The organism is Clostridioides sp. ES-S-0001-03 (assembly GCF_020676075.1).
In the GTDB taxonomy this organism is placed as follows: Bacteria; Bacillota; Clostridia; order Peptostreptococcales; family Peptostreptococcaceae; genus Clostridioides.
The window spans coordinates 25,271-37,088 of sequence record NZ_JACVWJ010000016.1; the positions used below are offsets into that span (position 1 = coordinate 25,271).

The window sequence follows — 11,818 nt, forward strand, 5'->3', positions numbered from 1 at the left end:
AATCACTCTTTTCTACCCTTAAATTTTCTTAAAATTAAATTAGTCTCTATACAATAGTACAAATTAAATTAATTTAATTTCAAAATTTTAAATAATGCAGGAGCTCCTGCTATTCCATAAAAAACAACCAATGTATACTTAATAAAATTCATGAAAATTATACTCATACTAGAGTCACTTATATTTAAAGTCGTTATTAATATTGAAATCAACACTTTAATAGCAACATATAAAATTCCTATTGTGACTATTCCAATCAAAAACCTACATATTCTCGAAAATACTATGTTTTTGCTCTTTTTATTTTTATTACTAAAATTAATCTTTTTATTATTATTTTCTGTAGTAAATTTAACAAACTTATCTTCAACTATATACCCAAATATAAATCCTACTAGAATACCAAATTTTTCAAAATATTCAGGGCTTTTTAGAAATATTGCTATTAATATAAATGGGATGAGTAATGCTACAAGAAAAATATATTTTTTATTATCATCGATATAGTCAAATACTTTTACAAATACAATGGTAAAAAATATGCCAAGTATCCAACCAGCAATTACATCTATAGGCCAATGAACAGCCAAATATAGTCGAGATAATCCTACTCCTAAAACCATCACTGCACCCAACAAACGTATATAGTTTCTTTTAAATATAGTCATAATACTAACCCAAAATGTAGTTGCAGTTTGAGTATGTGCACTTGGAAAAGAGTATCCTCCAGCGGTAGAAACTCTCAGTGATTCAAGACCTTTTATACCTATTGGTCTAGGAGCTTTTATAAATTCTTTAATACCTAGGTTCACAATAAAATTTCCAACTATCGCGAACAACATTTTTTGTCCACATTTTTTATTTATACACCAATATATAACTGCTGTAATTAATATCAATAATGGTGCTTCTGTACTTACTGTAAATACAAGAAATATAAAATTTAAAATTGGATTTCTTAAACTCTGGAAAAATAATAATATACTCAATTGAATATCCATACCGATGTCTCCTTTACTAAAATTTTATATACTTAATTAAAAAGCACTAACTCCTACAGAGATTAGTGCTTTTAATTCACATTTAAGTCTATTCTACATCCTCAACTATACCTATATAAGGTAAATTTCTGTATTTTTCAGCATAATCTATTCCATAACCAACAATGAATTTATCTTCTATAACAAATCCAACATAGTCTACAGGTATATTAGCTTTTCTTCTTTGAGGCTTATCAAGTAGAGTGCATAATTTTAGAGATTTTGGATTTCTAGTTTTTAAAGCTGCAACTAGATTACTTAATGTTAAACCAGAATCTATTATATCCTCTACAATTAACACATTCTTTCCTTCAATATCTACATCTAAATCTTTTAATATTTTAACTGTACCAGAAGATTCTGTTGAATTTCCATAACTTGTAACACTCATAAAATCTATATTTACATCTAAATCTATACATCTTATTAAATCTGAAACAAATACACTAGCTCCTTTAAGTATACCTACTACTAGTAAATCTTCACCTTTAAAATCTTCTTCTATTTTTTTACCTAATTCATAAACTTTTGCTTTTATCTGTTCTTCTGTCAACATTTTTCCTGTAACTTTGTACATCTTGAATCCTCCCGCTTTCCATCTATTAACCTATATATTATAGCATACTGAAATATCAATTAAAATCTTTTTCATCATTTTTAAACCTAAATTAACAGCTTATCCATACTTTTTTGCTTTTTCTCTTAAAAATTTGGAATAAATATTCCTTTGTATTATAATCTATATGTAAATATATTAATCAGTTATTTTTATTAATTATATAATTTTATTTTGGGAGGTACTTTTATGAGCACAAATCATGGAGCTAATTTATATAGTTTATCTAGTAAGTATGGCTTTTCAAAAGAAGAATTTATGGATTTTAGTTCTAATATAAACCCTTTTGGTACATCAGTTTTAGCCAAACAATACATTGTAAACAATATAGATATAGTATCTATGTATCCTGACCCTGATTACATAGACTTAAAAACTTCTATATCTAACTACTGTAAGTGTTCTATAGATAATATAGTACTTGGTAGTGGAGCTACAGAATTAATTTCATCTTTTATACATACAATTAACCCTAAACAAGCTCTTTTACTTTCTCCTGCTTATTCAGAGTATGAAAAAGAACTATCTAAAATTAATTGTTCTATAGATAAATATTTTGCTAATGAAGAAGATAATTTTCATATAAAATTAGAAAATCTTATAAAGACTATTAATTCTAAAGACTATGATTTAGTTGTAATGTGCAATCCTAACAATCCAACTGGATTTGCATTTAACAAAATAGAAATAAAAGAAATATTAAAAAACACAAATAAATTTTTAATGATTGATGAAACTTATGTAGAGTTTACTGATACAAATATATACTCTTCTACTCAATTAGTCGATGATTATTCTAATTTATTTGTTATAAGAGGAACATCAAAATTTTTTTCAACACCAGGCATAAGACTTGGATATGGACTTATATCTGATAATGCTGTTAAGAATAAAATAAATAACAACTTAGATTTATGGAATATCAACATAATAGCCTCTAAGATGGGAGAAATAATGTTTAGAGATTTAAACTTTATCTCTAGTACTATTTCCTTAATGAATACTGAAAGAAATTACTTACTTGGGGAGCTTAAAAGCATAGACAGCCTAGATGTATATGATACTCAAGGTAATTTTATATTATGTAAAATTAAAACAAAGGAATTTACTGCTAAAGCTCTTCGTGAGAAACTAATTCCTCAAAAGATAATAATAAGAGATTGTTATTCATTTGAAGGTTTAGATGAATACTTTTTTAGAGTATGTATATTAAAGCCTGATGAAAATAAATTATTAATATCATCTCTTAAAACAGTTTTTAGATAGAAAAATACTAGATACAGATTAGCATAAAGAATACAAAAATATATAATTACGAAAGACTTATAATTATAAAAAAATGAGCCATCTCTTTTTGAGATAACTCATTTTTATTTATTAAGAAATTAAGCACTTTGCTTTTCTTTATTTCCTTTTTTACTCATTCCATCATTTATTTTATCGACAACTACTGCTATTGCATTATCTCCTGATACATTACATGCTGTACCAAAACTATCTTGAGTTAAGTATAAAGCTATCATTAAGCTCGCAAGACCACCATCTGATGGTATTCCAACCATTGGTAAGAAAGGAAGTGCACTCATTATAGCTCCTCCTGGTGCTCCTGGTGCTGCAACCATTGCTATCCCCAACATTGCAATGTAAGGGAATAATACATTGATTCCATGAGGCATACCATTCATCATTAAAACTGCTGTTGTAAATCCAGTTATAGATATCATACTACCTGATAGATGTATTGTTGCACAAAGAGGTACAACGAATTCTCTTATTTGTTTACTTACACCATTGTTTTCTGCACAACCAACGTTAACTGGTATAGTTGCTGCTGAAGATTGAGTACCTATAGCTGTTAAATATCCAGGTATTTGATTTTTTAACATTTTGATTGGATTCTTTCCTGAGAATGCTCCTGCTGCTGTGAATTGACATGCCATGTATACAAAGTGTAATGGTATTACAACTAAATAAACTTTCCAGAATACTCCTAATATTGTCCATACTTGTCCTGCTATAGTTATATTTGCAAAAGTTCCTGCTATATATAATGGTAATAAGGGTATAATTACTGTTGACAACGTTTTCGTTACTATTTCTTGGAATTCTTGGAAGAAATTAAATAGAACTTCTCCTTTTCCATGATTTCTTAAAGCTGATATTCCAAGTCCCATTACAAATGCAAACACTATTGCTGCTGTTACATCTACCATAGGCTCTAGTGGAATTGTAAATATTGGTGCTAACATTCCTGCTTCTGGGTCTCCAATTTGACTTGCTACACTTGCATCAATAAAATTTGGAAATATTAACATAGATACTGCAAATGACAATACTCCTGCAATTAAAGTAGAACCATATGCTATTCCTGTAGTTATTCCTAATAACTTTCCTGCTCCTGTTGCTAAATCAGCTATCCCTGCTGTTACAAATCCTATAATTATAAATGGTATGACAAACTTTAAGAATGCTGAGAATAAAGTACTAACTGTTACTAATATTTGAACTATTATTTCTGGTGCATAACTTCCGATTAAAATACCGACTATGATACCGATGATTAGTTTAGGCACTAAACCTATCTTTTTCTTACTCATAATTTTTCCCTCCATAAATTTTTTTAGATTAAGTATTCTTGTACATTGAATACTTTGTCAATCATTGAATCCCCCCACTTCTTATGATAATAGAGTTTTATCTCTCCGTCAACATTTTAACCATTTTTTGTTAATAATAAAAAGAATAACACTTATAAAGTGTTACTTTTATTTATTTTATTTTTTATATATGGCTATTTTTCAATATTTTTTAATGTTCAGACTATTTATTTTTTTAACTTTTGTCAGTTAGATGTCAGTAAAATATTTTATCCACAATTTTTATATAAGTTTTCCACAACTTATCAACACAACTATCCACAGCAATAAAAAAGGTAGCAACTATTTATATAGATGCTACCTTTTTGTATCTATTAATCTTCATCCTTCCAACTTTTTATCCAGTCCCCTATTTCTGTTATTTTGTCTTCTGTTATTTCTTCTCCATCATGTAATTTTGAAATCAGTTCTGATAGAGGATTGTTATGTAAACCTCCAAAAATTCTTTTACCTTCCAATTTTAGATATTCTTTTTCTTTTACTAATACTGTATAGTGTACATGTTTTCCAATTCGCTGAGATATTAAAAAACCTTTTTTAGTTAATCTTGATAAAAGTGTAATTGTAGTTGTATGTTTCCAGCCATACGTTTTTTCTGTCTCATCTGCAACATCTTTTGATATTACAGTTTTATAACCAGAATTCCAAATAAATTTCATGAGTTTCAATTCTGCATCTGGTAATTTTTTATTCAACATAATATTTCCCTTCTTTCTATATAAACATAAAATTATCTTTTTACTATATTTTGCATATTTTTTATAAATCTTTTTAATTTTTCTTCTATAACATTATTTATTTTATGTATCGTTGTAAATATTCTTATAAAAAAGTTATTATCTCTACTTGTATTTCTTTCTTCTTTTCTAGCACTTAAATATTCTTTTTTAGTTACTAGTACCTTATAATTTAATTTAAAACCTGTTCTTTTCTTATTTAATACTTTCATCTTTACTAATCTTTTAAGTAAAATTTCTGTAGTGCTTTTCCTCCATTTATACCTCTCCTGCATTGCTAATATTATTTCTTTTTTAGATAGAATAGACTTTTTCCTCCACACATATTCCATCAATATCAATTCTCCTCTACGTAGTTTGTCTATTACCTCTTGTTGCTCCATTTTTATGTCACTTCCTCAAATTCAATCTAGCTTAAATTAATAATAGGAGCTTTTTTATACAAAAACTACAGGTAAAATTTACCATATATTCAACCCATTTGTTTTGTTCTTTAAGGCGAAATAATTTTCATATTATTAAGATAACTATTAAAATTTTTAATTTTCTGACAGGTATGTTGAATAATAATTAATTCTAATGTATCATTGTAATTGTAGAATAAAACTAAATCAGCAAAACTAGAGAAATTTAGTGACGTAAAGCTATAGGGACTAAAACTTATAAAATTAATTATAAGTTATGTCAGCCAGTTGCCAAAAAGATATATTCTTTTTGTTTTTAGGGAGGTGAACAATGTATATGGGAAAAATGGATATGTGTACACACATATTAACCGCTTATATAGGTGATTCGTATGATTATTGTGATTTTATAGATACACAGTTAAATGATTTTATACTAAAGTACGGAGAAAATGTGGTAGAATCTTGCCTACATCAAGTGATGATATTGATAAGTAGGTATAATTAAATGGAATTTGTTTTCTAGAATAACCCTTTTTAGTTTTATCTACAATTTAAAATAAACTGTTGCTAAAAGAAAGGATTATAATATGTGTGCTTTTAAAATTTCCATACTAAAGAGAATTATAAATAATAAGCAACTAGAAGTTACAAGAAGTTTTGATTTAGATAATCTTATTTGTACTGCAAAAGAAATATTAGAAGAAAATGAGATTGATTTAATAATTACAGATGAAAAAAACAAAATTATTTGGAAAAATAAAAAAAGCACTCCCGTCCATGAGAATGCTTAATTGCAACTATAGAAGTGTATTCGTAGTACACTTCTATTTTTTTATTATATCACATAATTTAGGTTGTTAAAAAGAACTATTTAAATCAATTTTAAGGTGTATTGAGTAATGTTCTTGATAGTTTATATTAATATATTTCAAAAAAAATAAGCACTCCTATAAAAAGAGTGCTTTGGTGTATGTTAATGTATATATCTAATACAATTATAACATGTCTTATGTTTTAGTATGATAATTTTCATTCGTTTTATTGTTACCACTTATACTATAGTTTTATGTATCATGTTAATATTTGTAATATTTTAGATACTCTTTATACTTATATTGCTGATATACTTTGATTAAGAAAATTAACTCTATTTTGCTAAATTATGAAGGAGGTATCCTACTATGAATTTTGGGAATATCAATCTTATACTTATTGGAGTGGGAATTATAGTATTAACTACAATAATATCTTTAATTAAACCTAAAACTAGTTTTTGCAGTGAAAAATATTTTAATAAATTAGAATCAATGTATGGAAATATAGATAAGAAAAAAACTGTTAAACTAGAAGTACTTTATCGCTATGTAACAGGTCTTGAGTATATAGCAATAGGCTTATTTACAAGAAGATTAGATATTACAATATTAGCAATAATATTAGTAGCCATTATAACAACAGCATTATATTATCTAATTAGAAAGAAATATATAACTATATAAATTATTTATAATAAAACCATGATATAATTAATAATCAAAAAAGGTGATAGGATTTTCCTACCACCTTTTACTTAATATAATATTATGTAATTTTGTTGTGCTTTGTAAGCTCACATTTTACCAAGCTGAGAAATAGCTTTAATTTAACTAAGCATAATTTTATTTTCAAGTTGATATATATCCAATATTTCTATAAAATTGTATTCTCCATTTAAATAATCTTTTAAAAATTCTCTTTGTGACTTAACCATAGGAAAAAAAGTTGGGATATAAAACTTATTATCTTTTTTTAATTCATATGTGGCTTTTATAAATTTTAATTTATTTGATACTCTCTTATCTAAATCACTCTTCGGGTCTTTAGGTATATATGTACAGATATTTTTTTTACATTCATGGAACTCACCATAACCAGATATATCTATATACTCTCCTTTTTTATAACAATGATTTGATTCTCTTTCAAAAAAAACTACATCAAAATCATTTTTCATACCTGTCTGAGTAACTTTTACTTCCATCGATTTATGAAAATCTTCAAATTTTTCTACATCATAAGGTCCAATTCTTGATATTATTTGTTCTAATACTTTTCCTAAATTTTCACTACTTATTTCATTCCAACATCTAATAAAATCTTGCCCTATTTCTTCGCTTATCCAACCAGAAAAAAGAGCTTTTTTTGTAACACGTCTTACAATATTTTTAGTTTGCTTCTCTTTGTCTAAATTTTTCTTTTGTTTTAATTCTCCAATCAATATATATATGTTAGCTAAAACTGTTAATAATTTTGGATTATCTAATATTAAATTAGACAATTCAAATACAATATGTTCTTCTTGATAAATGATTTGATTATAGCTTATAGTTATCTTCATACTACTTTATCCTTTTTGGAATCCTTAAGCTTGGGATTCCAATTTTATTTCCGATTGAAGATATAGTTTCATTTAAAGTTGGTTCAAGTAAAAAATAAACATACTTTTCTAATTCTTTATTTAAATCTGTCTTATTCTCAATCTCATTTTCTAGGTATAATACATTATTATAAACTAAATTTATTTTAAATAATACATCATCGTCACTTTTGTCTATAAAATCTTCATCTACCTCTTTATCCATACCTATTATGTCTAAATTAAAAGGTACTTTTATTTTATCTTTTTCAAATTCTAAATCTAAAAATTCAAATTTAATGCCAACTGATAATTTTTCTGGCAGTTCTACCAACTTATTACTTATGTTCAAAGATGTCAATATAATCTTATAGTCTTCTATATTCTTACACACGCTACAATTAAGCATCATTTTTCCTTTAAATCCCCCTTAAAGTTCATCTTCAATTATTTTTACACTATATTGTTCTGAAGTTAATACCTCATCAAAATCTATACCTTTCAAATCAACTTTATTGTTTGCTAAATGTTTTATTGATGAATCCAAATAATCTGGTGTCAATCTATACCAAGACATGATTCGGTTAAAATGTTCATAGTCAGTAGAATCAGTATCAGTCAAAAATTCATACTCATCCTTCATATCCTCCAAAAGTTCTATAAAATGTTCTTTATTATCAAAATCTATCTTATTTAGATTTATAATCTTTTCTATAGACTTTATATTTTTATTAATTCCCTCCAGTAAAATCTTAATCTTATTTAAAGAACTATCAAAATACTCTAGATTATTTTCGTTTATCTTTCTCTTATCATCTTTATATTTATCATTTAACCACTCACAAAATTGTTCATACTCAGCGATACTACTCTGAGGAATCTCTTGTATATACTTAACACTATAATTAATGTTATTTAATAGTTCCATTTTATACATAAATTTCCCCCCCTTTAACTTTTCTACCATAAATTCCTCCTTTTCGGATTACAAATTATGGTATACACTAATTATATTAGATATAACCTACATTTGCAATCTATAGAATAACTCTTTATTTAATACAATTTATATTCATTATGATATTAATACATTCTTAAAGTTAATTTTTCAAAAACAATTTAATAAAAATATGTAACTACATTTTATTAGTTATATATAATTTTGTTCATTTATTTATTTTATATACCTATTCATCTGTATATTTTGTATATTTAAAATCAAATTAACATAAATATGTCTTATCTTAGTTATATCATATATTTAAGTTCCTTTTGTATTGAAATTGTAAGTAAAGTGTAAATAAATATCTTAATCTATCTATCAATAAAATCTAACGCCTTATAAAGTGTATCAAACCTATCGTTTCCCTTTATCATAGTGTATCTTTCTTTAGTTATAGAACCTATCTTATTACATGCTCCACCACCAACAACATATAAGTTCTCTGTCTGACCTGGTACATAATCTTTTATATCACATATTAATATTTTTCCATCATTATAGCCCCAGCCGACTACTGTTGCAGGTATCTTGTCAACTTCTCCATCATAAACTATTGTGTGTTTATACATTTTACCCACCTCTACATTATTTATAGTTTTATTCAATACACCTTCTACAATTAACCTAGCCATTCCTTCATATCCAAGTTTCTTAGCCTTATCATAATCTTCTTTATTATCACAGAAGAAACTTTCAATTAATATGGCTGCAGGCTTGGAACTATTTAAAATATATAATCCTTTGTCTAATTTAGCACCTCTATTTTTAAATACTGTGCCTAGTTTCTTACATATTCTAGTTGCATACTCTAAACCTTTATTGCTATAATATAGCACCTCTGAACCTTTTCCTTGACCATCACTTGCATTTAGATGTAACTCTATGAGTAAGTCATATCCCCCACCATTAACTCTAGGTATTTTATATGACTTTTCTTCATTCTTAGTTTTAAACTGCTTTTCGGGGCATATTATTACATCTACCTTATGACCTTCTTTTCTGAATGTATCTGCTAATACTGGTGCAAGAGATTTATTGTATTGATACTCGTTAACTACTCCATCAGCAGAAGTACATGCACCACTTTTTAAAATACTGTGTCCTACTGTTATACATATTTTCATTATTTTTCACCATCCTTTAGTTGTTTGTAAGTTTGATTTATACCTATTGATATACCCCAACAAATCACTCCTTGTAAGACTGCACTAGGATTTAATCCCAGCATCCATACTGAAAAACCTATCCCAAGTGCTAATAACACTACTGGAATATACTTGTTATCTAATTGTTTATAATTCTTACAACCTGCTCCTATAACATAAAGAGCAGCAACTAAAATTAGCAACTGCTCTGGTATGAAACTTATTAAATTATCCATTTATTTTCCTCCTAATTTAAAATATTCCTCTCTGTATTGCAAATATAAAGAACCCTACAAGTGTTGTAATCATTGTTCCAATCAACCACTTTAACATACTTGTAAGTGAGTTTAAGTTCTCGCATAGTGCTTTTAACTCTGCTTTAGACTCTATATTTGCTATCTTTAATTCATCTATTTCTTCTTCATGCTTATTTATTCTTGTTTCATGTCTTTTTAAATCTGATTCAAAAAGTTCTTCATTCATGTAAGCCTCCTAATTAATTGAAATAAAAAAGAACCTATATCGTTGGTTCTACTGGTGTTTCTTCTTTATTTAATAAACCTGTTAACTCTAAATATTGTTCCTCTGTAATTCTGTTTACTGCATAAAATACGTCCATCTTATGTTGTAAATCCTCTTTAGTACTATAGTTCTTTTGTTCTATCATTAATTTTAATAAATTATACATATTGATTCCTCCTATAAATTGTTATTTAATTTGATATTTTCTACTTCAAATGCTGTGTTTACTATCTCACTATCTCTATTTTTATTTTCTTCTTTTAACATACTTAATTCTTCTTCTAATGCTTTTAATCTCTTTTGTTCATCTGTCAAAACAATTTCTATATCTTTGATAATAGGTTCTTTTGTTAATGGATTTATCGACTCTATATACTGTTTACTATAGTCTATACTTCCAAACTCCAAATCTAAATAATGCAATTCTTTTATTTCTGACCACTCTTGTATATCTCCTGTTGCTTCTCCAGTTTGAAGCCATATATTGCCTGTTTGGTCGTAAATTATTCTATTATTTCTGTTCATATAACCACCTCATTTTTTATTATTCGTACGCTACCCAATCAAAATGTGTGTTAGCAATTGAAAAAATAGCACTACTAACTTTGTCAAAACCAGCAACTTTTTGTAATGAAAGAGTAAAACTATTCTGTGTAACTGAATTTAATTTTATAGAAGATGTACAACTATATTGTTCGTTAGTGCATTTACGACCAATAACAAAATCGCTTAAGTTTGTTATACAAGTAAATTTTACATCTTGAGCTGGTACATAACTACCTAAAAGCATTTCATTAATTATGATGATACTTGGAGTGAAGTCTAAATTAATAGGCACAATCAATTTTTTAACGGCAGAAAGACTATCCCCATCTATTAGTCTGAAATTAATCCTAGTTTCTTCATTAAAAAAAAATGTTCCTTTTGCTTTTCTTTTCCTTTGACTAAGTTGATTATTCAATTCTGTTATCCTATTTTGCAATTCCTGCACACTAGCATCTGAACTGTCAAAAGAGGTTTTAATCTTCTCTGATAGTTCAACTAGTGTATTATTTAAACTTGCTTCTATATTCTTTAATGCTAAAGTATTTATAATACTTGTTTTTCCGCTTTTAAATGTCTCTTTAATTTCTATCCATTTATTTGTAACTTCATCTGTTGTAGAACCGCTTGGAAGAGGTGCAATTCCTTTACTTATACTCAATACCTTTTCTACTGTAGCATTAGCACTATCTGTAACAACTATTTTAAGTGTGTGTAGTGCATTATCTTCTAATGTATAGTTAATTGTTTTCT

Annotated in this window: 17 protein-coding genes, 1 pseudogene and 1 riboswitch; of the genes and pseudogenes, 4 read left to right on the top strand and 14 right to left on the bottom strand. The window is 26.7% G+C overall.

Annotated elements, in window-relative coordinates; genetic code table 11:
- Nucleotides 1-68: 68 nt before the first annotated feature.
- Together IC174_RS19725 and hpt are read right to left on the bottom strand one after the other, a co-directional pair.
- Nucleotides 69-1,001 carry a phosphatase PAP2 family protein gene (locus IC174_RS19725; protein ID WP_227483796.1) on the bottom strand — a complete coding sequence of 311 codons (933 nt, stop codon included), beginning with the start codon at nucleotides 999-1,001 and terminating at the stop codon, nucleotides 69-71.
- An 88-nt stretch (nucleotides 1,002-1,089) separates the two neighbouring features.
- Nucleotides 1,090-1,617 carry a hypoxanthine phosphoribosyltransferase gene (gene hpt / locus IC174_RS19730; RefSeq protein WP_227432377.1) on the bottom strand — a complete coding sequence of 176 codons (528 nt, stop codon included), beginning with the start codon at nucleotides 1,615-1,617 and terminating at the stop codon, nucleotides 1,090-1,092.
- Nucleotides 1,618-1,845: 228 nt separating this feature from the next.
- Here hpt and IC174_RS19735 point away from each other — a divergent pair, with 228 nt between their 5' ends.
- Nucleotides 1,846-2,922 carry a pyridoxal phosphate-dependent aminotransferase gene (locus IC174_RS19735; protein ID WP_227483797.1) on the top strand — a complete coding sequence of 359 codons (1,077 nt, stop codon included), beginning with the start codon at nucleotides 1,846-1,848 and terminating at the stop codon, nucleotides 2,920-2,922.
- Between the two features lie 119 nt (nucleotides 2,923-3,041).
- Here the strand turns inward: IC174_RS19735 and IC174_RS19740 are convergent, their stop codons facing one another.
- The 3 genes from IC174_RS19740 to IC174_RS19750 all read right to left on the bottom strand — a co-directional run bounded on the left by IC174_RS19740 (nucleotide 3,042) and on the right by IC174_RS19750 (nucleotide 5,433).
- Nucleotides 3,042-4,253, bottom strand: a complete 1,212-nt coding sequence (locus IC174_RS19740) for a dicarboxylate/amino acid:cation symporter (RefSeq protein WP_227483798.1) — start codon at nucleotides 4,251-4,253, stop codon at nucleotides 3,042-3,044.
- Between the two features lie 374 nt (nucleotides 4,254-4,627).
- Nucleotides 4,628-5,011: a BlaI/MecI/CopY family transcriptional regulator gene (locus tag IC174_RS19745; RefSeq protein WP_227483799.1), complete on the bottom strand. Its 384-nt coding sequence runs from the start codon at nucleotides 5,009-5,011 to the stop codon at nucleotides 4,628-4,630.
- A gap of 32 nt (nucleotides 5,012-5,043) precedes the next feature.
- On the bottom strand, nucleotides 5,044-5,433 hold the full coding sequence (locus IC174_RS19750) for a BlaI/MecI/CopY family transcriptional regulator (protein ID WP_227483800.1): 390 nt from the start codon (nucleotides 5,431-5,433) through the stop codon (nucleotides 5,044-5,046).
- 220 nt (nucleotides 5,434-5,653) lie between these two features.
- Nucleotides 5,654-5,750, top strand: a riboswitch (cyclic di-GMP riboswitch).
- Between the two features lie 35 nt (nucleotides 5,751-5,785).
- Between IC174_RS19750 and IC174_RS19755 the strand changes: the two genes are divergently transcribed.
- The 3 genes from IC174_RS19755 to IC174_RS19765 all read left to right on the top strand — a co-directional run bounded on the left by IC174_RS19755 (nucleotide 5,786) and on the right by IC174_RS19765 (nucleotide 6,956).
- A complete protein-coding gene (locus tag IC174_RS19755; RefSeq protein WP_227483801.1) occupies nucleotides 5,786-5,962 on the top strand; it encodes a hypothetical protein in 177 nt (58 codons plus the stop codon).
- Between the two features lie 82 nt (nucleotides 5,963-6,044).
- Nucleotides 6,045-6,248, top strand: a complete 204-nt coding sequence (locus IC174_RS19760) for a hypothetical protein (protein ID WP_227483802.1) — start codon at nucleotides 6,045-6,047, stop codon at nucleotides 6,246-6,248.
- 390 nt (nucleotides 6,249-6,638) lie between these two features.
- A complete protein-coding gene (locus IC174_RS19765; RefSeq protein WP_227483803.1) occupies nucleotides 6,639-6,956 on the top strand; it encodes a hypothetical protein in 318 nt (105 codons plus the stop codon).
- A gap of 143 nt (nucleotides 6,957-7,099) precedes the next feature.
- Here the strand turns inward: IC174_RS19765 and IC174_RS19770 are convergent, their stop codons facing one another.
- The 9 genes and pseudogenes from IC174_RS19770 to IC174_RS19810 all read right to left on the bottom strand — a co-directional run.
- Nucleotides 7,100-7,834 carry a hypothetical protein gene (locus IC174_RS19770; protein ID WP_074138399.1) on the bottom strand — a complete coding sequence of 245 codons (735 nt, stop codon included), beginning with the start codon at nucleotides 7,832-7,834 and terminating at the stop codon, nucleotides 7,100-7,102.
- A gap of 1 nt (nucleotide 7,835) precedes the next feature.
- Nucleotides 7,836-8,264: a hypothetical protein gene (locus IC174_RS19775; protein WP_065977965.1), complete on the bottom strand. Its 429-nt coding sequence runs from the start codon at nucleotides 8,262-8,264 to the stop codon at nucleotides 7,836-7,838.
- Nucleotides 8,265-8,282: 18 nt separating this feature from the next.
- The gene (locus IC174_RS19780; protein WP_139625512.1) at nucleotides 8,283-8,789 is read right to left on the bottom strand and encodes a hypothetical protein; all 507 of its coding nucleotides are present in this window, start codon (nucleotides 8,787-8,789) and stop codon (nucleotides 8,283-8,285) included.
- Nucleotides 8,790-9,166: 377 nt separating this feature from the next.
- Entirely contained in the window at nucleotides 9,167-9,979 is an 813-nt protein-coding gene (locus tag IC174_RS19785; RefSeq protein ID WP_227483804.1) for an N-acetylmuramoyl-L-alanine amidase, read from the bottom strand.
- Nucleotides 9,979-10,236, bottom strand: a complete 258-nt coding sequence (locus IC174_RS19790) for a phage holin family protein (RefSeq protein WP_227483805.1) — start codon at nucleotides 10,234-10,236, stop codon at nucleotides 9,979-9,981. The genes IC174_RS19785 and IC174_RS19790 overlap by 1 nt, the downstream gene beginning before the upstream one ends.
- Nucleotides 10,237-10,252: 16 nt before the next feature.
- Nucleotides 10,253-10,483, bottom strand: a complete 231-nt coding sequence (locus IC174_RS19795; RefSeq protein ID WP_227483806.1) for a hemolysin XhlA family protein — start codon at nucleotides 10,481-10,483, stop codon at nucleotides 10,253-10,255.
- 34 nt (nucleotides 10,484-10,517) lie between these two features.
- Nucleotides 10,518-10,688, bottom strand: a complete 171-nt coding sequence (locus IC174_RS19800) for a hypothetical protein (RefSeq protein WP_021373339.1) — start codon at nucleotides 10,686-10,688, stop codon at nucleotides 10,518-10,520.
- An 11-nt stretch (nucleotides 10,689-10,699) separates the two neighbouring features.
- Nucleotides 10,700-11,047: a hypothetical protein gene (locus IC174_RS19805; protein WP_227483807.1), complete on the bottom strand. Its 348-nt coding sequence runs from the start codon at nucleotides 11,045-11,047 to the stop codon at nucleotides 10,700-10,702.
- A 19-nt stretch (nucleotides 11,048-11,066) separates the two neighbouring features.
- Nucleotides 11,067-11,818 (bottom strand): annotated as a pseudogene (locus tag IC174_RS19810) (hypothetical protein); the annotation flags it as partial.